The organism is Microbacterium sp. Bi128, assembly GCF_918698205.1.
The window spans coordinates 29287-50192 of sequence record NZ_CAKKMM010000002.1; the positions used below are offsets into that span (position 1 = coordinate 29287).

The window sequence follows — 20906 nt, forward strand, 5'->3', positions numbered from 1 at the left end:
TCGCATGGGTGAGGGGCAGGCGATTCGCCGCCCCTCACCCCTCACTTTTTCTCCGCGAAAGAGCGCCGTCTGCCGGACCGGCGGTGAGCGGTGCTCGTCAGCTGGGCCGACGGATCTCGCGCCACAGGTCGACAGCGTCCTCGTCGGCGCCGGCCCCCTCGGATGCCGTGCGGCCCACCACCGTGACCGCCACCTCGTGATGGGGCGAGGTGCGGATGATGAGCCGCTCGGAGGAGGCTTCGCCGACGATCCCGGCGAGTTCGCTGCGGATCTCGGCGAGCGCGGGAGCGGGCAGCCCTTCCAGCCCTCCCTCGTCGAAGAGCATGACGATCGTGCCGCGACGACGGGCGGCATCGATCTGCGCGCGCACGCCGTCATCGAGAAGGCGGGGGCTGCGCAGCTCGTCGCGCAGGCTCTGCTCCGCCAGCCGGGCCGAGTTCTTCTCGCTCGGGCGCAGGTTGCCCCCGGTCTCGATCGTGCGGCCGAGCACGGGGCCGGCCACGTGCAGGGCCCGTTGGACGTGCAGGCGCCGCTCGCGCTGGCGACCGCTCTGCGACGCCTGCCACGCCGAGGCCGCCTGCTGAAGCTCCGAGAGCTGCTCGGCATCGTGGGCGACCCGGTCCAGAGCGTAGGAGATCAGCTGCGCCGCGGCGACCCACACGAGCGACCCGACGAGTCCGAGACTCAACGCCGCGAGGGGACCGAGCCAGACCGCCGCCGAGAGGGCCATGAGACCCGTGCCCACCCAGGCCACCGCCGGGCGGCGGCGGACCATGACCACCGTCATCAACGCGCCGATACCCCCGATCACCCACGTGACGAAGGGCTGGGCGCGGCCGGCCTCGCTGACCGCGGCGAAGGCCGCATTGGGCACGACGACCGCGGCGAGCAGCGCGAGGGCGGCGGCCCACCGCGGCGGGACGATGCGCGGGCCGGGGAGGCCGCCGTCGACGGCGGCGCGCTGCCTCGTCGGCAGCAGGATCCACACCCAGGTGATCGGCAGGTAGATGACCAGCGCGGCGACCAGCAGCCAGCCCCGATCGACCGTGTCCGGAAGCGTCCAGAGCAGGCTCCGGGCAGCGAGGTACGCGGTGAACGCCAGGGCGATGCCCGAGAGGATCGAGCGGACGGTCACCAGCGATCCCCGCTCTCCCACTCGAGCGTCACCGTCGTCCCCGCGGGCGTGGAATCCACCGCGGACCGGCCGCCGACCGCGGTGACGCGGGCGATGATCGATCCGCGGATGCCGAGCCGATCGGCCGGGATCGCATTGACGTCGAAGCCGCGACCGGCGTCTCGCACGCGGATGGTCACGCCCCCGGGCTCGGCGTGGCCGACGACATCGACCGACAGCGCGCGCGCTTCGGCATGCTGGACGGCGTTGGCCACGGCCTGCATCGCCGCCAGGACGAGCGCGCGGGCGACGCGACCCGGAACGCGCGGGGTGCCCTCCTGCACGCGCCGCTGCACGACGAGTTCCACCCCGAAGTCGCGCGCCGACGTCTCGATGTCCTGGGCGAGGGCCGTGGCATCCATCGGCTCGTCGCTGCCCTCGAGGGCGTCCTTCTCGGCGTTGGCGAGGCGGGTGAGTGCCTCTCGGGCCATGCTGACCGCCAGTGTTCGCTCGCGCGGGGTCGACGCGCGTTCCGCCGCCAAGAGGGCACCGAGGACGCTGTCGTGCATGAGGGCCGCGACCGCGACGCGTTCGTGTTCGGTCGCCGCGGTCGCCGCGGCCGAGGCGTAGCTCGCCACGGCGCGCGCCCGGGTCTCGTCGACGTTCGCCGCGATCGAGCGGTACATCCACGTCAACGTCACGAGGACACTCCCCAGGATCAGGGCGAACGAGACGTCCAGAGCCACGGGCAGAAGGAATTCGGGGCGCCCGCCGGCCTGGAGCAGCCGGACCACGCCGAAGAGCAAGGGGGCGGCGACCGTCCACGCCACCTGCAGGGCTAGCGGGAAGGCCACCACGGTGGCCACGGTGGCCACGTTGATGAGGTAGAAGATCCACGGGTTCTGGGTCGGCGAGGGCGGCTGACCCCCGGCCGTGGCGACGGGCCACAGCGCGAGCGCGATCACGAACACCACGGCGAACAATCCCGAGAACAGCCGCGCGAATCGCCCCACGCCGCATGCGACCACCATGGCCAGGAGGGGGACGAAGACGCCGACCACGAGGGGGAGGTGCCACCCCTCGGCTTCGTCGCTCGGGCCGAAGGCGGCGACGAACGCCTGCACCCCGAGGACCAGACAGGCCGGCCCGACCAGCAGCGTGATGACCCGCTCGATGCGCTTCTGCGTGAACGACCCGGGGTCGTCGCTGGTCTCTCGCGTGTGCGGGATCCTCCCCCATGCCTCGTCGAGGACGGAGCGATCGACGTCAGGCATCGCCTGGCGTCTCGGGAGCGTCATGGAGGATGCCGTCTTCCATCGCCCGCCGCAGCAGATCGACCTTCGTCGGGGCGGGGCGACCGACCTCGACGTACTTCACGCGGACGCGCGTGATGTTCTCTTTCGCGGTGGAGTACGCCACTCCCAGACGCTCGGCGACGGCCTTGAGGGGCAGGCCCGCGGCGTACAGGCGGAGCACTTCCCGCTCGCGCGCGGACAACTGCGCATCCGCGAACTCGCGATCGCCCTCGACGGCGCTGGCCCACTCGACGTTGTCGAGCAGCTCGCCCCGCGCCACCGTGCCGATCGCCGCGAGCACCTCGTGCGTGGGCGAGGACTTGCTCACGATCCCGGCCGCGCCGGCGGCGAGCGCCTCGCGCACCGCGGCCGGGCGGTCGGCGACGCTGTGGATGATGACGCTGGACCCGTCGCGCACGACCCGGTCGACGTTCTCGGACACCGTGGTGCCGTCGCCCAGGGTGAGATCGAGCACGACGACGTCCGCCGGGGCCTCGCCCGCGGAGCGACGCCACTCGAGATAGGCGGCCACGTTCGCGCCCGAGGAGACCACTTCGAACGACTCGGTGCGCGCGAGCGCGGCCTCGAGGCCGAGACGGACCGATTCGTGGTCATCGATGAGGGCGACGCGCGTCATCTCCTCATCGTATCGGCGCGGCCCCTCGGATAGCGGGACTCCACATGCGCCGATCGGCGGGTCACCGCCGCAGCGCGACCACGGCCTCCACATGGTGGGAGTTCGGGAACAGATCCAGACCCCGGATCCCCCCATCGGCCCGGTAGCCGTGCTCGGCGAAGATGGCCAGGTCACGGGCGAGAGCCACCGGATCGCACGCGACGTAGACCACCGCGCTCGGCCCCAGCGCGGCGAGGCCCTCGACGACGTCCCGCCCGGCGCCCGCCCGCGGCGGGTCCAGGCCCACGACGCCGCGCGAGAGACGCTCCCGCTCCCGCTCCGAGGCGTCGGCGACCAGCGCGCCGACGTAGCGATCCACCCGGGCCGTCTCGGCGCGAGCGCCGACCCACTCGGCGAGGTTCTCTCCCGCGTGCTCGGTCGCGCGCGCATCGCTCTCGACGCTGATCACGCGCGTCGCGACGCCGCCCATGTCGGCCAACGCCGCGGCGAAGAGCCCCACCCCTCCGTAGAGGTCGAGGTGGGTGGCATCCGGGTCCAGGTCGCCCACGGTCGCGCGCACCCGTTCGGTCACGGCATCCGTGAGCGCGGCGGCCGCCAACCGGTGCACCTGCCAGAAGCCGCCCGCGTCCACCCGGAAGACGCGATCGCCGACGCGTTCCTCGACGACCTCGGCCGGAGCGGCGTCGCGCGTGCCGTCCGGACGCGGCAGGACGCGCACGCGCCCGTCGGCGGGCTGGACGAGGTCGATGCGGCCGACGGCGCCTCCGCGCAGCTCCGCCGCGGCACGCGCGACGGCGGCCGTGGCCAGCGGCAGGTCGGGGGTCTCCACGACCCGGTGCGAGCGCGGTGCGAAGGGGCCGACGCGACCGGCCTCGTCGACGTGCAGGCTCACGCGCGTGCGCCAGCCCGTGCCGTCGGGGGTCTCGTCGGCGCCGGCCGCGCGCACCTCGACCGGCAGCTCGAGGCGACCGACGCGCTCGAGGGACTCCCGGATCACACGTTCCTTGAGCGCGCGCTGGTGGGCGAGGGCGATGTGGCCGAACTCGGCGCCTCCCGCACGCTCCTCAGGGGCGCGGTCGATCGACGCGGACGCCCACACGTGCGGGCGACGCTCGGGGGCCGCCTCGAGCACCTCCAGCGCCTCGGCACGCCAGAACGCCTTCTTGCGGGTGTCGGTGAGCCGGACGCGCACGCGCTCCCCGGGCAGCGTGTCGGGCACGAAGACGACGCGACCCTCGTGCCGCCCGACGAAGATGCCGCCGTGGGCGACGCCGGTGATGTCGAGATCGATGAGGTCGCCGTTGTGCATCCCCCGAGCCTGTCACACGCGGCTCCCGTGGGGCTGTGCGTCGGTAGCGTGGACGCATGCGCGTGTGCTTGGCATCCACTTCCCCCGCCCGGATGATGCTTCTGCGGCAGGCTGGCATCGAGCCGGAGGCCCGCGCCCCGCAGGTCGACGAGGAAGCGGTGATCGCCGAGGTCGAGGCGGCGGAGGGGCGTCGGCTCCCCGCCCCCGAGCACGTGCTCCTCCTCGCGCGACGCAAGGCCGCCGACGTCGCGCACCGGCTGCACGCGGAGGACCCCGACTTCGACGGGTTCGTCATCGGGGGCGATTCGATGTTCGCGCTCGGCGACGAGATCCTCGGAAAGCCCTATACGCCTGAGGCGGCGACCGCCCGGTGGCGGGAGATGCGCGGGCGCACCGGCATCCTGCACTCGGGCCACAGCGTGTTCCGCCTCGTCCCCGGCGCGGAGCCCCGCGAGGCGTTCGCCGTCGCCGAGGCGTCCGTCAGCTTCGCGTCCGACGTCGACGACGACGAGATCGCGGCGTACGTCGCCAGTGGCGAACCGCTGCACGTGGCCGGCGCGTTCACGGTCGACAGCCTCGGCGGGGCCTTCATCGACCGCGTCGAGGGCGACCCGTCGACGGTGGTCGGGATGTCGCTGTCCACGGTGCGCCGATTGGTGCGCGAGCTCGGCGGCTCGTGGACCGAACTGTGGAACCGTTCGTAGACTACCCCACACGTTTTTCGGCGTTTCTTGTCGAGGAGGGTCAAAAGAGCGGCACGGGGCCTCGATAGGCTGGGAGGATGCCGAAGATCGCCAAGGTTCTCGTCGCCAACCGCGGCGAGATCGCCGTCCGTGTCATCCGCGCCGCACGCGATTCGGGTAAGGCCTCCGTCGCCGTCTACGCCGACCAGGACCGGGATGCCCTGCACACCCGCCTCGCCGACGAGGCCTACGCGCTCGATGGCGCCACCAGCGCCGACACCTACCTGTCGATCGAGAAGATCCTCTCGATCGCCCGCCGCTCCGGCGCCGACGCCGTGCACCCCGGCTACGGCTTCCTCGCCGAGAACGCCGACTTCGCCCGCGCCGTCATCGACGCCGGCCTGATCTGGATCGGCCCCGCACCCGCGGCCATCGAGGCCCTCGGCGACAAGGTCACCGCGCGTCACGTCGCCGAGAAGGTCGGTGCACCGCTCGCCCCGGGCACCCCCGGCCCCGTCGCCGGAGCCGACGAGGTCATCGCCTTCGCCGAGCAGGTCGGACTCCCCATCGCCATCAAGGCCGCGTACGGCGGCGGCGGACGTGGACTGAAGGTCGCCCGCGAGCTCGACGAGGTCGCCGAGATGTTCGAGTCGGCCACGCGCGAGGCCGTCGCCGCCTTCGGCCGCGGCGAGTGCTTCGTCGAGAAGTACCTCGACAAGCCGCGTCACGTCGAGACCCAGTGCCTCGCGGATGCCGCCGGCAACGTCGTCGTCGTCTCCACGCGCGACTGCTCGCTGCAGCGCCGTCACCAGAAGCTCGTGGAAGAGGCGCCCGCGCCGTTCCTCACCGACGAGCAGAACGCCGTGCTGTACTCGGCATCCAAGGCGATCCTCCGCGAGGTCGGCTACGTCGGGGCCGGCACGTGCGAATTCCTCATCGGCGCCGACGGCACGATCTCGTTCCTCGAGGTCAACACGCGCCTCCAGGTCGAGCACCCGGTCTCGGAAGAGGTCACCGGCATCGACCTCGTCCGCGAGCAGTTCCGCATCGCCGAGGGCGAGGAGCTGGGCTACGACGACCCCGCGCCGGTGGGCCACTCGATCGAGTTCCGCATCAACGGCGAAGACCCCGGCCGCGGCTTCCTCCCGCAGCCCGGGCCCATCCACGTCTTCAAGACCTTCGGGGGTCCCGGCCTGCGCCTGGACTCCGGCGTCACCGCCGGCGACAGCGTCTCGGGCGCGTTCGACTCGCTCCTGGCGAAGATCATCGTGACGGGCCGCGACCGTGCCGAAGCTCTCGAGCGTGCACGCCGCGCCCTCGACGAGTTCGAGGTCGCCGGGCTCCCCACCGTCCTGCCGTTCCACCGCAAGGTCGTGCGCGACCCCGCCTTCACCGCCGAGGACGGCCACTTCGGTGTGTACACCCGGTGGATCGAGACCGAGTTCGTCAACGACATCCCCGCGTGGGACGGCGAGCTCGAGGCCCCCGCCGACGCCGCCGGCCGGCACACCGTCGTGGTCGAGGTCGCTGGCAAGCGCCTCGAGGTGAGCCTGCCCGACCGCATCTCCGCGCCTGCCGCGAAGCCCGGCCGTCCCGCGGTCGCGCCGCCCTCGCGCCGGTCCCACGCCGCGTCCCCGACGGCCGGGGCCACCGGTGACGCCGTGAAGTCGCCGATGCAGGCCACCGTCGTCAAGGTCGCCGTCGAAGAGGGACAGCAGGTCGTCAAGGGTGACCTCGTCGTCGTGCTCGAGGCGATGAAGATGGAGCAGCCCCTCCAGGCCCACAAGGACGGCACCGTCACCGGGATCGACGCGAGCCCCGGCACGACGGTCGCGGCGGGCCACTCGCTGCTGCTCATCAGCTGAGGGCGCGTCGCTACGAGCGATAAACGCTTCTTGTAGTGAGACACGCGCGTAGAGAGCGTTTCTCGGTACCGGAAGCGTTTATCGCTGTGAGGACACAGCAGCCGGGCGGGGGACGGATGCCAGGGGCCCGGCATCCGGGGCGACTCAGTCCTCGCCTGGATCGTCGCGGTCGACGATGTGCATCGCGCGCGCGGCGTCGGTGATGCTCGAGGTCAGCGACGGGTACACCGCGAACACGCGGGCGACCTGATCGACGGTGAGACGGCGCTCGACGGCGATCGCGATCGGGTAGATGAGCTCCGACGCGCGGGGCGCGACGATGACGCCGCCCATGACGGTGCCGCTGCCCTGCCGCGCAATCAGCTTCACGAAGCCGTCGGTGATGCCCTGCATCTTCGCCCGCGGGTTGGACGAGAGCGGGAGCTTCTTCACGACACCCGCGATCTTGCCCTCGACGACGTCCTGCTCGCTGAAGCCGACCGTCGCGATCTCGGGGGCGGTGAAGATGTTCGCGGTGATGCGACGCGTCTCGAGCGGGATCACGACGTCGCCGAGTGCGTGGAAGACGGCCTGTCGGCCCTGCATGGATGCCACGGACGCCAGGGGGAAGAAGTTCGTGCAGTCGCCCGCGGCGTAGATGTTCGGCACCGAGGTGCGCGCGACGCGGTTGACCCGGATGTGCCCCGACGGGGTCATCTGGACGCCCGCCTGCTCCAGTCCGATCCTCGCCGTGTTCGGAATCGACCCGACCGCCATGAGGCAGTGGCTGCCCTCGATCGTGCGGCCGTCGGCGAGGGTCACGAGCACACCGTCGCCGGTGTTGACCACCGAATCCGCACGCGCCTTGGACAGCAGCGTCATTCCGCCGCGCTGGAAGACGCGCTCCAGCACGGCCGCGGCATCCTGGTCCTCGCCCGGAAGGACCTGGTCGCGGCTGGAGACGAGCGTCACCTTCGCCCCGAGGTTCATGTAGGCCGAGGCGAACTCCGCGCCCGTGACGCCCGAGCCGACGACGATGAGGTGCGACGGCACCGACTTCATGTCGTACAGCTGGGTCCAGGTGAGGATCCGCTCCCCGTCGGGTTGCGCCGACGGCAGCTCGCGCGGCGATGCCCCCACTGACACGACGAGGGTCTCCGCCTCGATGCGGTCGAAGTCCGTGCCCCCGGCCTCGGTCGAGACGACGACGGCGCCGGGGCCGTCGAGGCGCCCGTGGCCGGAGATAATGCGGACCCCCGCCTCCAGCAGCGACGCGCGCATGTCGTCGGACTGCTGACGCGCGAGCGAGAGCAGACGCTGGTTCACGGCGGCGAGGTTGATCGCGACCTCGGGGGCGAGGGGCTTACCCCGGTCGTCCTTCGCGAACAGCTGCACGCCGAGCTCGCTGGCGTTGCGGATCGCGACGGCGGCATCGGCCGTCGCGATGAGCGTCTTGGAGGGCACGACGTCGGTGATGACGGCCGAACCGCCCACCCCGGCCCGCTCGACGAGGGTGACATCGGCCCCCAACTGCGCGGCCGAGAGCGCCGCCTCGTAGCCACCGGGACCACCGCCGACGATCGCGATGGACTGCTTGCGCTCGAAGCTCTGCACCATGGCATCCATTCTTCCCTAGTGCGACGCGCGGCCCGTGCGCCTGGCACCGGGTGACGCGGCTTTCTAGAGTGGGTCCATGGCACACAGCACCCTTCACCCGCTCGACGACCCCGCGGCCGACCCGTTCGAGATCGCCGCCGCCGCGGCCGCCGACATCGCCCGCCTCTCGGGCGTCGAGCGTCACGACATCGCCGTCACCCTCGGCAGCGGCTGGGGCCGCGCCGCCGAACTCATCGGCGAAGAGACCGCGGCGTTCCCCGCGACCGAGGTCGTCGGCTTCTCGAAGCCCGCCCTCGAGGGGCACGTCGGCACGCTCCGCAGCGTCCGCACCCCCGGCGGCAAGAACGTCCTCGTGATCGGCGCCCGCACCCACTACTACGAGGGCCACGGCGTGCGACGTGTCGTCCACAGCGTCCGCACCGCCGCGGCGACCGGTGCGACGACGATGATCCTCACCAACGGCGCGGGCGGTATCCGCGAGACGTGGAAGCCCGGCCAGCCCGTGCTCATCAGCGATCACATCAACCTCACCGCCGACTCGCCCCTCGAGGGCGCGACGTTCATCGACCTGACCGACCTGTACTCGCAGCGCCTCCGCGACCTGGCACGGTCGATCGACCCGACGCTCGACGAGGGCGTCTACACGCAGTTCCGCGGTCCCCACTACGAGACGCCGGCCGAAGTGCAGATGGCCAAGACCATCGGCGGGCACATCGTCGGCATGTCCACCGCCCTCGAGGCGATCGCCGCGCGGCAGGCGGGCATGGAGATCCTCGGCTTCTCGCTCATCACGAACCTGGCCGCCGGCATCCAGAAGACCCCCCTCAGCCACGAAGAGGTGCTCGAGGCCGGCCGCGAGGCCGAGCCGGTGATCTCCGCCCTGCTGGCCCGCGTGATCGGCGCGCTGTGAGCGCGTTCGTCGACGCGGCCCGCGCCTGGCTCGCGCAGGATCCGGATGCCGTGACCCGCGAGGAGCTGTCCTCCCTGCTGGAGCGCGTCTCCGAGGGGTCGGTGGAGGCCGAGGCCGACCTCGCCGACCGTTTCTCGACCCGCCTGGCGTTCGGCACCGCCGGCCTGCGCGGAACCCTCGGGGCCGGCCCCAACCGCATGAACCGGGTGCTCGTGGCGCAGGCCGCCGCCGGCTTCGCGGCGTATCTGAGCGAGCGCGGCGGGGACGCACCCCCCACGGTGGTCGTCGGCTACGACGGGCGACGCAATTCCGACGTGTTCGCCCGCGACTCCGTGGAGATCTTTGCCGGCGCGGGGCTGCGCGCCATCCTGCTGCCGCGGATGCTCCCGACCCCCGTGCTCGCGTTCGCCGTGCGCCACCTCGGCGCCGACGCCGGGGTCATGGTCACCGCGAGCCACAACCCGCCGGACGACAACGGCTACAAGGTCTATCTCGGCGGCGCCGACGACGGCGCGCAGATCGTCTCGCCCGCCGACGCCGAGATCGCCGCGCACATCCAGCGCGTCGCCGACGCCGGCGACGTCACCGTGCTCCCCCGCTCGGTGGGGTACGAGAACGCGCCCGAGTCGGTCGTCGAGGCCTACATCGCCGCCACCGCGGCCGTCGCCCCCGCGGCCGCCGGGGCGGAGGGGCTGCGGTGGGTGTACACCGCGATGCACGGCGTCGGGTGGGAGACCGTCGCGCGCGTGCTCGCCGAGGCCGGGTATCCGGCCCCGGTGGTCGTCGAGGCGCAGATCCACCCCGACGGGCGCTTCCCCACGGTGGCGTTCCCGAACCCCGAGGAGCCGGGGGCGATGGACCTCGCGTTCGAGACGGCCCGGGCGGCCGACGCCGAGCTCGTCATCGCGAACGATCCGGATGCGGACCGCCTCGCCGTCGCGATCCCGGATGCCGAGGCTGACGGCGGCTGGCGCCGCCTCACCGGCAACGAGATCGGGTTGCTGCTGGGCTGGCGCGCCGCGCGGGCCGCGGCCGCGGCCGGCAGCGGGGGGTCGCTCGCGTGCTCCCTGGTGTCGTCGCCCGGTCTGCAGGCCGTCGCCGAGCACTACGGTCTCGACTTCCACGCGACCCTCACGGGGTTCAAGTGGATCTCACGGGCACCGGGTATCGTCTACGGCTTCGAGGAGGCCCTGGGCTATCTCGTCAACCCCGAGACCGTGCGCGACAAGGACGGCATCTCCGCCGCCGTGGCCCTCTTGGGCATGGCGACCGCGGCCCGCGCCGAAGGGCGCACCGTCGCCGACCTGCTGCAGGAGTTCCGCGACACGTTCGGGGCGTTCGCGAGCGACCAGATCTCGGTGCGCGTGACCGACGTGAGCGAGATCGCCGGGATCATGGCATCCCTTCGCGCCCAGCCGCCCGCCGCGGTCGGCGAGGTCGCCGTGACGACCATCGACGACCTGCTCGACGGCGTCGACGGGCTGCCCCCCGGCGACGTGCTGCGCATCTGGCTCGAGGACGGCTCGCGACTGGTCGTGCGCCCCAGCGGCACCGAGCCGAAGCTCAAGCTGTACCTCGACGTGCGCGGCTCGTCGGCCAAGAAGGCTCGCCGCCGCCTCGACGCCCTGCGCACCGGCGCCGAGGAGCTGCTCGCCGCGCGCCGCTGAGGTCGGGCTCCTCGGGTTTGGGGCGCGTGATTCCGTTTGGGGCGTGGATTACCGCGCCCCAAACGGTAGATCGCGCCCCAAACCAGAAGTTCTCCACACCGCCGGGGACGAGGTTCGGGGGTGAGGCGCGGACTCGGACAAAGTGAACGGATGGATGCCGTTCTCTCGACACCCCTGCTGCGCCGCTCGGAACTGGGCGAGCGCGACGTCGACCGCCACCGCCTCGACATCCTCGTGCGCGACGGCTCCCTGATCCGCATCCGGGCCGGTGTCTACGTCGAGGCCACGGCCACCGCCCGCCTGCGTCCCGAAGAGTGGATCGTGCTGCGCGCGCGAGCTCTCGCCCTCGTGAGCGTCGAGCCGCCGCTGTTCTCTCACCAGACCGCGGCCGCATTGCACGGACTTCCGCTGTACCGGCCTGACGCGCAGCGGGTCCATGTCATCCTCGACGAACGTCGCCGCGGCGGCATGGCGCAGACCGTGCGGCACCGGGGTGCCGTCGGGCCCGGCGACGTCGTCGACCTCGCCGGGCTTCGTGTGACCAGCATGGTCAGGACGATGTCGGACATCGCGCGTACGTGCGACTTCGAGACGGCGGTGTGCACCCTCGACGGCGCACTCCGCGCTCTCGCAACGACGACGGCGCGCACCTATGACGCGGACAAGGCGGCAGCTGCGATCGCGCTCGCGCTCGCCACCTCGCGACGGTCTGCACACGGCGGTGCGCGGGCCGCGCGGGCCCTCGCCTTCGCAGACGGACGCGCCCAACTGCCGGGCGAGAGCATCAGCCGCATCCGCATTGCCGAGATGGGCTTGCGCCCACCGCAATTGCAGGTGCGCGTTCCGAGCCCCTCCGGCTCCTCGTACTACCTCGACTTCGGCCTCGACGACGCGGGCGTCTGGGGGGGAGTTCGACGGGCGAGGGAAGTACACCGAACACGCCGCGCAGTCCGGCCGGTCTCCCGCGCAGGTGCTCCTCGCCGAGAAGCAGCGTGAGGACTGGATCCGCGGTACGACCGGGCGGGCGCTCATCCGCTGGGGATGGCCACACATCGTCGACGCCGCAACCCTCGCACGACGCTTCGCCGCCTTCCACGTCGCGCTTCCCTTGAGATGACCGCCGGCGCGTCGGGTCTTGGGGCGCGGAATTCAGTTTGGGGCGCGGAATTCCACGCCCCAAATGGAAGAACGCGCCCCAAACCCGGCGTAGCCCGGCAGTGGGGAACCTCAGCCGTCGATCACCGCGACGAGCTCATCGAGGAACGCGGCGAAGCTCGTCGCGCGACGGACGATGCGCTGCACGCTGTCGCGCTCGCTGAAGACCTCGACGAACTGCTCGAACACCGTCTGGAACGCCTCGCGGTCGGCCTCCGAGAACGCCACGAGCGCCACCACCTGCACGCGTCCCTCGCCCCAGGCGATCGAGGGGTCGGCGATGCCGATCGCGATGCGGGTCTGGGTCGCCGTCATGCCCATCGCGTGCGGCACGGCGAGCGCGTCGGTGAACGCGGTCGACGAGATCGCCTCGCGCTCGACGGCCCGCGCGACGTAGTCGTCATCGATGACGCCCTCGTCGACCAGCAGCCCGCCGAGGCGACGGATGACCCCGGCCTCGCCATCGGCGCCGTCGAGGCCCCGCACGAAAGCGTCGGGTGAGAAGTAGCGCTCGAGCTCGGCGCTCAGCCGCGCGAGGCGGCGGGCCCGCCGGACGCGCGACGCCGCGGCCTGCACGCGCTCGACGTCGGCGTCGGTGAGGAACGGCTGGATACGCACGAACCGGTCGCCCGGCCGCGGCGGGTCGATCGTGGTGAGCACGAGGTCGGTGTCGATGGAATCCCACGCCGGGTCGATACGGGTCTCGACGCCGACGACCTCGATCGCCTGCCCGAGCGACCGGTCGACGCTCGAGCGCAGCAGTTCGTGCAGCTCGTAGTACCCGGGGCACACGATCGTCGCCGTCAGCAGCTGGTCGGAGCGGCGGCTGCGTTCGAGCCGCCCGCCGACGTGCATCGCGATGTAGGCGATCTCGTCGTCCATGATCGGGATGCCGAGGGCGTCCTGGAGCCCCTTGGCGATGTACACCGCGACCTCGAAGATCATCGGGTACGTCGACTTGAGCGAGCGCGTGAGGGGGTTGCGCGACCACGCCTGCTCGCGCGAGCGGTGCAGAAGGTTCTGCACGTGCAGCGCGAGGCGCATGACGAAGTCGGCGTGGGCGATATCGACCAGGTACTGGGATGCCGCGGCCTCGACGACCGCGCGCACGGCCTCCGCGACCGCCGGGTCCAGGCGCGCGCGCACGTCATCGGCCGCGGGAGAGCCGGGGGCCACGATCCGCGTGAGGACGAGAGTGGCGAGGTGGCGCAGGTCTCCCGCGCCGAGCTGCACGCCGATGTGCTTGAGCGTCAGGCGGTCCAGCAGGCCGGCGACGGCGTCCACGGCATCCGACCGCTCCCCCGCGGCGGCCCCCAGGCCGCGGTCGCGCGTGACCCGGTCGGCGGCGATGGCGATGTGCATGACGACGTCGCCGATGCCGATCTCGTTGACGAAGTACCCCATCGACCCGAGCCCGGCGACGAGCTCGGCTTTGAAGGGCCCGAACGCCCGCGCGCCGACCGACCGCTCGCCGAGCGTGCGGCGCAGCGCGTCGAGGTCGAACATCCCGGCATCCATTTCGTCGTGCGCGAGCTTGGACAGCAGCCGCCGCTGGGCGACCTCGGTCCCGCGCAGGCGGGCGGTGGATGCCGAGCGCTCGAGGGTCAGCTCGGTGCCGCCGAGCAGTCCGCGCACGCGCGCCAGGTCGGCTTCGAGGGTGGCGGCGCTGACGTGGAGGGTGTCGGCGGTCTCGAAGACGTCGATGCCGTCCGCGGAGTCGAGCAGGCGCCGCACGAGCGTGTGCAGCCGGTCGCGCGGCGTGCCGCTGTCGCCCGTCGAGCCCGCGCGCAGGGCGACCGCCGCGTCCGATCCCGCCCGATAGCCCAGTGGGCCCGACTCGATCGCCGTCCCGCCGGCCACGCGGGCGTTGACCGCGGTGACGTAGGAGCGCACGCTGCGCGGGGTCACGCCCAGCGCATCCGCCAGCGACGCGGCCGTGGACCACTCCGCGTCCCGCAGCAGCAGGGCCAGCAGGCGGTCTTGGCGAGCTTTCGTCGTCACGATCCGTCCTCCGCGCCGGCCCGGATGGCAGCGCTCCCCCCATCCAACCACGCGCATCACCCCCGAGCGCGGGGGGCGCGGCATCCACGTTCCGGGGGGTGGGAAACGAACCTGGTTGTCTGCTGTGAACGCGATGTTCACAATCGAGAGGAAGGAGGCGGGTCGATGAGGATCCTCGTGGTGTGCGGCGCTGGTGCGTCCAGCACGTTCGTCGCACAGCGTGTTCGTCACGCAGCTCACGATCGCGGCCTCCCCTACTCCGCTGCGGCGGGGACCGTGAGGTCGCTCCCGATCGACCTCGACGCGGTCGACATCGTTCTCGTCGGCCCGCACTTGGCCCCCGACCTGGAGCGGATCCGACAGGATGCCGCGACACGGGGGGTGCGTGTCGTCTTGCTGCCCGAGGACGCCTTCACCGACCTGACCGGAACCCGCACGCTCGCTCTCGTGGAAGAGGCGATGGGCGCGCGGGAGTCCGCGGACACCATCTGACCCGCCGCCGGAAAGGAACACTCATGCCCCAGATCACCCGGACGGTCCGCATCGGCTCGTCGCACGGCCTCCACGCCCGCCCCGCGAAGCTCTTCGCCCAGGCGGCCAAGGAGTCCGGCATCCCGGTGAGCCTCATCAAGGACGCCGGCGCGCCCGTGAACGCCGCCAGCATCCTGGGCATCATCGCCCTCGGCCTGGAACAGGGCGACTACGTCACGCTCACCGCCGACGGCGACAACGCCGAGGCGACGCTGGAGCGCCTGGCCGAACTGCTGACCACCGACCACGACGCCGAGTAAAGGAACAACAGGACTATGACGGAACTCCGTGGAGTCGGAATCGGACTGGGCGTGGCCCAGGGCCCCATCGCGCGCATGGCCGAGCCCCTGCCCGCGCCGAAGGACACCAAGAGCGAGCTGTCGGTCGAGGAGGAGACGGCGCGCGTACGCGAAGCCGTCGGCGCCGTGGCCCGCGAGCTCGAGCAGCGCGGTGCGCAGGCCGGCGGCGCGGCGCGCGAGGTCCTGGAGGCCCAGGCGATGATCGCCGAAGACCCGACCCTCGAAGCCGAGGTCGACTCGCGCCTGACCGCCGGGAAGACCGGCGAGTTCGCCGTCCACGACGCCTTCGCCTCGTTCCGCGAGCAGCTCCTCGCCCTCGGCGGCTACCTCGGCGAGCGCGCGGCCGACCTCGATGACGTCGCCCAGCGCGTCATCGCGCGCCTGCGCGGCGTCGCCGCCCCCGGTGTCCCCGACCCCGGTCACCCGTTCGTGCTCGTCGCCAAGGACCTCGCTCCCGCCGACACCGCCCTGCTCGACCTCGACAAGGTGCTCGCGCTCGTCACCACCGAGGGCGGGCCCACCTCGCACACCGCGATCCTCGCCCGCGAGAAGTCGATCGTCGCGATCGTCGGTGCGTCCGGCGCGAAAGACCTCGTCGACGGCCAGACGGTGATCGTGGATGCCGCCGCCGGCGTCGTCACGGTCGACCCGAGCGACGACGACCTCGCGCGGGCCGCGAACCGTGCCGCGGCGCGCGCCTCCGCCGCCGCGGCGCCCATCACCGACGGCGCGCTCGCCGACGGGACGAAGGTGCCCCTTCTGGCGAACCTCGGCAAGCCCGGCGGTGCCGCTGAGGCGGTCGAGCTCGGCGCCGAAGGTGTGGGCCTGTTCCGCACCGAGTTCCTCTTCCTCAGCTCCAGCTCCGCCCCCACCGTCGAGGAGCAGCGCACCGCCTACATCGAGCTCCTCAGCGCCTTCCCCGGCAAGAAGGTCGTCGTGCGCGTGCTCGACGCCGGCGCCGACAAGCCGCTGCCGTTCCTCAACGACGCCCACGAGGAGAACCCCGCCCTGGGCCTCCGCGGCCTGCGGGCCCTCCGCGCGAGCGAGGACATCCTGCGCGAGCAGCTCACGGCCCTCGCCGAGGCGGATGCCGAGACCCGCAAGTCCGCAGCCGGTCCCGCCGACCTGTGGGTCATGGCGCCGATGGTCTCGACTGTCGAGGAGACCCGGTACTTCACCGCTCTCGCGAAGGACTACGGGCTGAAGACCACGGGCGTCATGGTCGAGGTCCCCTCTTCCGCCCTCATGGCCGACCGCATCCTCCAGATCGCCGACTTCGCCTCGATCGGCACCAACGACCTGACGCAGTACACGCTCGCCGCCGACCGGCTGCTCGGCTCGGTCGCCTCGTTCCAGGACCCGTGGCATCCGGCCGTCTTGCGCCTGATCCGCGAGGTCGGCGCCGCCGGCCGCGCGAACGGCAAGCCCGTCGGCATCTGCGGCGAGGCCGCCGCCGACCCGCTGCTCGCGGTCGTGCTCGTCGGACTCGGCGCCACCACGCTGTCGATGGCCCCCACGGCCCTCGCCGACGTGCGTGCGACCCTGCTCACCCACACGCTCGACGATGCTCTTCGCATCGCCGAAGCCGCCCTGGCCGCCGACGACGCGGCCTCCGCCCGGGAGGCCGCTCAGGCAGCCTCCGCTACCCCCGCGGCCTGAGCCGCGCTCCACCTCGCGGCCCCGGCCGCATCCCAATACAAGGAGACACAGCAATGACGACGGCGTCGACAACCAAGAAGCCGGGAGGTGCTCGCGTCGCGGTCCAGCGATTCGGCACGTTCCTCTCCGGCATGATCATGCCCAACATCGCGGCGTTCATCGCGTGGGGCTTCATCACGATGCTCTTCATCCCCGCCGGGTTCTTCGGCGCGAACAGCCCCTTCGGTGCCGGTTGGCACTGGTCCCCCGTGGCCGAGATCATCGGCGGTGGCGGCGATGCCGCCGCGATCGGCTGGCCGGGCGCCATGACGGCGCTCACCGAGGGCACCGACGGCACCTACCAGGGCTACGTGGGTCTGGTCAGCGTCATGATCACGTACCTGCTGCCCCTGCTCATCGCCAACACCGGTGGCCGCATGGTCTACGGTGCTCGCGGTGGCGTGGTCGCGACGATCGCCGTGATGGGTGTCATCGTCGGCACGAACATCCCGATGTTCCTCGGCGCGATGATCATGGGCCCGCTCGCGGCCTGGATCACCAAGCAGATGGACCGCCTGTGGGACGGCAAGATCCGCCCCGGCTTCGAGATGCTGGTGAACAACTTCTCCGCCGGCATCCTCGGCATGGTCCTCGCGATCGTCGGCTTCTTCGCCTTCGGTCCCGTGTTCCTCGGCATCAGCGCGTTCCTGGGCGGCATCGTCGGCTGGCTCGTGCAGTACAACCTGCTCCCGCTCCTGTCGATCATCGTCGAGCCGGCCAAGGTGCTGTTCCTCAACAACGCCATCAACCACGGCGTGTTCACGCCGCTCGGTATCGAGCAGGCCGCCGAGTCGGGCAAGTCGATCCTCTTCCTCATCGAGGCCAACCCCGGCCCGGGTCTCGGTCTCCTCCTCGCCTTCACCTTCTTCGGTGTCGGCGCGGCGAAGGCCTCGGCCCCGGGCGCGATCATCATCCAGTTCTTCGGTGGCATCCACGAGATCTACTTCCCGTACGCCCTCGCGAAGCCCATGACGATCCTCGCGCTCATCGCCGGTGGCGCCGCGGGCGTCACGACCAACATGCTCTTCGGCGGCGGACTGGTCTTCCCGGCCGCTCCCGGCAGCATCATCGCCGTGACCGCTTCCGCGATCGGCGCGGGCCCGGGCAACCTCCTGGTCGTGTACCTGTCGGTCGTGGTGGCCGCCGCGGTGACCTTCCTGGTGGCCGGTGTCATCCTCCGCGCCTCGCGCAAGCGCGACCTGGCCGCCGAGGGCGACGACGCGTTCTCGGCCGCGATCGACCAGACCGAGGCCAACAAGGGCAAGGAGTCCTCGACCCTCGGTGCGCTGCGCAACCGCGGCTCGAGCGACGTGACCGCGTCGGCCGACCGCGACGTCGAGGGCGCGCTGGGCGGCCTCGGCGGCTCCGTGGCGACCAAGCAGGTCAACGCGATCGTGTTCGCGTGCGACGCCGGCATGGGCTCCTCCGCGATGGGCGCGAGCGTCCTGCGCAACAAGATCAAGAAGGCCGGCATCGAGGGGGTCACCGTCACCAACGCGGCGATCGCGAACCTCGACGGCACCGCCGACCTGATCATCACGCAGAACCAGCTGACCGACCGTGCCAAGGCCCAGTCGCCCGACGCGATCCACGTGTCGGTGGACAACTTCATGAACTCGCCGAAGTACGACGAGGTCGTGGAGATGGTCCGCGTTCAGCACGACGCGAAGTAGTCCACTCCCACGGAGGGGCCGGGGCATGCGCACCGGCCCCTCCGTCTTCCCGTCCGGCCCGCTTCCTGCGAGGCTGGAGAGCACGACGAGAAAGGCGAGAACCATGTCAGACGTCCTCCGCATCGAATCCGTCCGTATCCATCCCGGCAGCGCCACCCGCGAGGAGGCGATGAAGGAGGCGGCCGACCTGCTCGAAGCCGCCGGATCCGTCACCGGTGAGTACTTCGCCGCCATGCAGCAGCGCGAGGAAACCGTGTCCACCTACATGGGCAACGAGCTCGCGATCCCCCACGGCACCAACGAGACCAAGCAGGCGATCCTGACCTCGGGTCTCTCCGTGGTCCGCTACGACGGCGGCGTCGACTGGGGCGGGGAGCCGGTGAGCTTCGTCATCGGCATCGCCGGGAAGGGCGACGAGCACCTCGAGATCCTGTCGCAGATCGCCATCCTCTTCTCCGACGAGGACGATGTCGCGCGCCTGAAGGCCGTCTCCTCCGCTGAGGAGCTGTTCGAGGCCCTCGCGGGTTCCGTCAACGCATGAAGGCCGTCCACTTCGGCGCGGGCAACATCGGTCGCGGCTTCGTCGGTCTGCTGCTGCACGAGGGCGGCTACGAGCTGGTCTTCTCCGACGTCTCCGCGGCCCTCGTCGCGGCGATCAACGCGGCATCCGAGTACACCGTCCACGAGGTCGGCGACGGCGGTACCGACAAGACGGTGACCGGCTTCCGCGCCATCGACAGCTCGACGGATGCCGAGGCCCTCGTCGATGAGATCGCGACCGCCGACGTGGTGACTACCGCCGTCGGCCCCACGATCCTGAAGTTCGTCGCCCCGCACATCGTCGCCGGTCTCGCCCTCCGCGACCCCTCGCTCCCGCCGCTGCAGATCATGGCGTGCGAGAACGCCATCGGCGCCACCGACCAGTTGCGGGAGCACGTGGTCGACATCGCCGCAGAGTCCTGGGACGCACTGGACGCCCGCGCGGTGTTCGCCAACACCGCGGTCGACCGCATCGTTCCGGCGCAGGCCGTCGGCGGTGTCGACGTCACGGTCGAGCCGTTCTACGAGTGGGCGATCGAGCGCGGACCGTTCGGCGACGACCCGCCGCACATTCCCGGCGCGCACTTCGTCGACGATCTCACGCCGTACATCGAGCGCAAGCTCTTCACCGTCAACACCGGTCACGCGGCGACGGCGTACTTCGGCGCCCGCGCCGGGATCGAGCGCATCTCGGACGCGCTATCCGACCCGGAGATCGCCGCGAACGTCGAGGCGGCGCTCGAGGAGACCAGCGCCCTTCTCGTGCAGAAGCACGAGCTCGACGCCGAGGTGCAGGGCCAGTACCGCGCCACGATCCTGCGACGCTTCCGCAACCCCGCGCTGCCGGACACCGTGTGGCGCGTCGGCCGCCAGCCGTTGCGCAAGCTCTCGCGGCATGAGCGGTTCGTCGGCCCCGCGGCCGAGGCGATCGAACGGGGGCTGCCCGTGGACGCGCTCGTGTCCGCGATGGCCGCCGCCCTGGAGTTCGAGGATGCCGAGGACGCGCAGGCCGTGGATCTGCAGCGGCTCCTCCGCGAACGGGATGCCGACGCGTTCACCGCCGAGGTCACCGGACTCGCGCCCGAGCACCCGCTGTCCGCCCGCATCGTCGAGATCGTCGCGGCACGACAGGCGGCGTTACGCTCCTGAGGTGACCGACACCACTCCGTCCGCCGACGGGGCGCCCCGTGCGCCCCGTCGGCGTTTCCGTCTCCTGCGCTGGATCCTCGGGGGCCTCGGCGCCCTCGCGCTGCTGCTGGTGGCCGGCATCCTGATCTACACGCAGGTGGGCGTGATGGGTGCCGAAGCCGATCCGCTGGCCGAGGCACGCGCCAACCCCGGGCTGACGATCGCCGAGGACGGGGCGGGCATCGTGCTCTCCCCCACCGCCGGCGACACCGGGCGGGGCCTCGTGTTCATCCCGGGCGCAAAGGTCGACGCCCTCGGCTACGTCGCGACGTTCGCCGACACGGTGGTCGACGACGGAGTCACGGTCGTGATCACTCGCCCCTGGCTGAACCTGGCCTTCTTCGATCCGCGACCGCTGTCGACCTTCACCGATCTCGCTCCCGACGTCGACGCGTGGGCGGTGGGCGGGCACTCGCTCGGCGGCGTGCGGGCGTGCCAGCTCGCCGGCGACGCCGACGCCCTGGTGCTCTTCGCCTCGTACTGCGCCACCGACCTGTCGGCATCCGGACTCCCGGTGCTGAGCCTGTCGGGGTCGGCGGACGGCCTCTCGACCCCGCAGAAGATCGCCGACGCCGCGACGCTGCTGCCCGCCGACACGGCGTTCGTCGAGATCCCCGGGGCCTCGCACGCGTCGTTCGGCGCCTACGGCCCGCAGGCCGGCGACGGCACCCCGACCGCCGACCCCGCCGAGGTCGACCGCATCATCGCCGAGCAGCTCGGCGCGTTCCTGCCGCGGCCGTAATCC

The 20906-nt window shown here is 71.8% G+C and carries 18 protein-coding genes; 12 read left to right on the plus strand and 6 right to left on the minus strand.

Features of this window, described 5'->3' with window-relative positions:
- Positions 1 to 97: 97 nt before the first annotated feature.
- From LQV45_RS00475 to LQV45_RS00490, 4 genes are all read right to left on the minus strand, one after another.
- Entirely contained in the window at positions 98 to 1135 is a 1038-nt protein-coding gene (locus LQV45_RS00475) for a hypothetical protein (protein ID WP_230005240.1), read from the minus strand.
- Positions 1132 to 2388: a sensor histidine kinase gene (locus tag LQV45_RS00480; RefSeq protein WP_230005241.1), complete on the minus strand. Its 1257-nt coding sequence runs from the start codon at positions 2386 to 2388 to the stop codon at positions 1132 to 1134. The genes LQV45_RS00475 and LQV45_RS00480 overlap by 4 nt, the downstream gene beginning before the upstream one ends.
- Positions 2381 to 3046 (minus strand): response regulator transcription factor, encoded by a 666-nt coding sequence (locus LQV45_RS00485; RefSeq protein WP_230005242.1) that lies wholly within the window; start codon positions 3044 to 3046, stop codon positions 2381 to 2383. Before LQV45_RS00485 ends, LQV45_RS00480 begins: the two co-directional genes overlap by 8 nt.
- A gap of 61 nt (positions 3047 to 3107) precedes the next feature.
- The gene (locus LQV45_RS00490) at positions 3108 to 4355 is read right to left on the minus strand and encodes a class I SAM-dependent RNA methyltransferase (RefSeq protein WP_230005243.1); all 1248 of its coding nucleotides are present in this window, start codon (positions 4353 to 4355) and stop codon (positions 3108 to 3110) included.
- Positions 4356 to 4411: 56 nt separating this feature from the next.
- Between LQV45_RS00490 and LQV45_RS00495 the strand changes: the two genes are divergently transcribed.
- Entirely contained in the window at positions 4412 to 5059 is a 648-nt protein-coding gene (locus tag LQV45_RS00495) for a nucleoside triphosphate pyrophosphatase (RefSeq protein ID WP_230005244.1), read from the plus strand.
- A gap of 77 nt (positions 5060 to 5136) precedes the next feature.
- Positions 5137 to 6903, plus strand: coding sequence for a biotin carboxylase N-terminal domain-containing protein (locus LQV45_RS00500; protein WP_230005245.1), 1767 nt, complete (start codon positions 5137 to 5139; stop codon positions 6901 to 6903).
- Between the two features lie 144 nt (positions 6904 to 7047).
- On the opposite strand, the gene LQV45_RS00505 is transcribed toward LQV45_RS00500, so the two are convergent.
- A complete protein-coding gene (locus LQV45_RS00505; protein WP_230005246.1) occupies positions 7048 to 8508 on the minus strand; it encodes an NAD(P)H-quinone dehydrogenase in 1461 nt (486 codons plus the stop codon).
- 67 nt (positions 8509 to 8575) lie between these two features.
- Here LQV45_RS00505 and LQV45_RS00510 point away from each other — a divergent pair, with 67 nt between their 5' ends.
- From LQV45_RS00510 to LQV45_RS00520, 3 genes are all read left to right on the plus strand, one after another.
- Positions 8576 to 9409, plus strand: coding sequence for a purine-nucleoside phosphorylase (locus tag LQV45_RS00510; protein ID WP_230005247.1), 834 nt, complete (start codon positions 8576 to 8578; stop codon positions 9407 to 9409).
- Positions 9406 to 11076 (plus strand): phospho-sugar mutase, encoded by a 1671-nt coding sequence (locus tag LQV45_RS00515; protein WP_230005248.1) that lies wholly within the window; start codon positions 9406 to 9408, stop codon positions 11074 to 11076. The genes LQV45_RS00510 and LQV45_RS00515 overlap by 4 nt, the downstream gene beginning before the upstream one ends.
- A gap of 150 nt (positions 11077 to 11226) precedes the next feature.
- Positions 11227 to 12072, plus strand: coding sequence for a hypothetical protein (locus tag LQV45_RS00520; RefSeq protein WP_230005249.1), 846 nt, complete (start codon positions 11227 to 11229; stop codon positions 12070 to 12072).
- A 231-nt stretch (positions 12073 to 12303) separates the two neighbouring features.
- Here LQV45_RS00520 and LQV45_RS00525 read toward each other — a convergent pair whose 3' ends face one another.
- Positions 12304 to 14232 carry a transcription antiterminator gene (locus LQV45_RS00525; RefSeq protein ID WP_230005250.1) on the minus strand — a complete coding sequence of 643 codons (1929 nt, stop codon included), beginning with the start codon at positions 14230 to 14232 and terminating at the stop codon, positions 12304 to 12306.
- 165 nt (positions 14233 to 14397) lie between these two features.
- Here LQV45_RS00525 and LQV45_RS00530 point away from each other — a divergent pair, with 165 nt between their 5' ends.
- The 7 genes from LQV45_RS00530 (at position 14398) to LQV45_RS00560 (ending at position 20903) form a co-directional block, all read left to right on the plus strand.
- Positions 14398 to 14724, plus strand: coding sequence for a PTS sugar transporter subunit IIB (locus tag LQV45_RS00530; RefSeq protein WP_138175153.1), 327 nt, complete (start codon positions 14398 to 14400; stop codon positions 14722 to 14724).
- 23 nt (positions 14725 to 14747) lie between these two features.
- Positions 14748 to 15023, plus strand: coding sequence for an HPr family phosphocarrier protein (locus tag LQV45_RS00535; protein WP_138175154.1), 276 nt, complete (start codon positions 14748 to 14750; stop codon positions 15021 to 15023).
- Positions 15024 to 15038: 15 nt separating this feature from the next.
- Positions 15039 to 16721: a phosphoenolpyruvate--protein phosphotransferase gene (gene ptsP, locus LQV45_RS00540; RefSeq protein WP_230005251.1), complete on the plus strand. Its 1683-nt coding sequence runs from the start codon at positions 15039 to 15041 to the stop codon at positions 16719 to 16721.
- 53 nt (positions 16722 to 16774) lie between these two features.
- A complete protein-coding gene (locus LQV45_RS00545; RefSeq protein ID WP_230005252.1) occupies positions 16775 to 18433 on the plus strand; it encodes a PTS mannitol transporter subunit IICB in 1659 nt (552 codons plus the stop codon).
- Between the two features lie 103 nt (positions 18434 to 18536).
- Positions 18537 to 18974, plus strand: a complete 438-nt coding sequence (locus LQV45_RS00550; RefSeq protein WP_230005253.1) for a PTS sugar transporter subunit IIA — start codon at positions 18537 to 18539, stop codon at positions 18972 to 18974.
- A complete protein-coding gene (locus LQV45_RS00555; protein WP_230005254.1) occupies positions 18971 to 20122 on the plus strand; it encodes a mannitol-1-phosphate 5-dehydrogenase in 1152 nt (383 codons plus the stop codon). The genes LQV45_RS00550 and LQV45_RS00555 overlap by 4 nt, the downstream gene beginning before the upstream one ends.
- A gap of 1 nt (position 20123) precedes the next feature.
- Entirely contained in the window at positions 20124 to 20903 is a 780-nt protein-coding gene (locus tag LQV45_RS00560; protein ID WP_230005255.1) for an alpha/beta hydrolase, read from the plus strand.
- Positions 20904 to 20906: the final 3 nt, after the last annotated feature.

Excerpts from the sequence above, each read along its gene's own strand:
- LQV45_RS00480 (WP_230005241.1), bottom strand. The coding sequence starts at position 2,388 with ATGCCTGACGTCGATCGCTCCGTCCTCGACGAGGCATGGGGGAGGATC.
- LQV45_RS00485 (WP_230005242.1), bottom strand. The coding sequence starts at position 3,046 with ATGACGCGCGTCGCCCTCATCGATGACCACGAATCGGTCCGTCTCGGC.
- LQV45_RS00490 (WP_230005243.1), bottom strand. The coding sequence starts at position 4,355 with ATGCACAACGGCGACCTCATCGATCTCGACATCACCGGCGTCGCCCAC.
- LQV45_RS00495 (WP_230005244.1), top strand. The coding sequence starts at position 4,412 with ATGCGCGTGTGCTTGGCATCCACTTCCCCCGCCCGGATGATGCTTCTG.
- LQV45_RS00500 (WP_230005245.1), top strand. The coding sequence starts at position 5,137 with ATGCCGAAGATCGCCAAGGTTCTCGTCGCCAACCGCGGCGAGATCGCC.
- LQV45_RS00505 (WP_230005246.1), bottom strand. The coding sequence starts at position 8,508 with ATGGATGCCATGGTGCAGAGCTTCGAGCGCAAGCAGTCCATCGCGATC.
- LQV45_RS00510 (WP_230005247.1), top strand. The coding sequence starts at position 8,576 with ATGGCACACAGCACCCTTCACCCGCTCGACGACCCCGCGGCCGACCCG.
- LQV45_RS00520 (WP_230005249.1), top strand. The coding sequence starts at position 11,227 with ATGGATGCCGTTCTCTCGACACCCCTGCTGCGCCGCTCGGAACTGGGC.
- LQV45_RS00530 (WP_138175153.1), top strand. The coding sequence starts at position 14,398 with ATGAGGATCCTCGTGGTGTGCGGCGCTGGTGCGTCCAGCACGTTCGTC.
- LQV45_RS00535 (WP_138175154.1), top strand. The coding sequence starts at position 14,748 with ATGCCCCAGATCACCCGGACGGTCCGCATCGGCTCGTCGCACGGCCTC.
- ptsP (WP_230005251.1), top strand. The coding sequence starts at position 15,039 with ATGACGGAACTCCGTGGAGTCGGAATCGGACTGGGCGTGGCCCAGGGC.
- LQV45_RS00545 (WP_230005252.1), top strand. The coding sequence starts at position 16,775 with ATGACGACGGCGTCGACAACCAAGAAGCCGGGAGGTGCTCGCGTCGCG.
- LQV45_RS00550 (WP_230005253.1), top strand. The coding sequence starts at position 18,537 with ATGTCAGACGTCCTCCGCATCGAATCCGTCCGTATCCATCCCGGCAGC.
- LQV45_RS00555 (WP_230005254.1), top strand. The coding sequence starts at position 18,971 with ATGAAGGCCGTCCACTTCGGCGCGGGCAACATCGGTCGCGGCTTCGTC.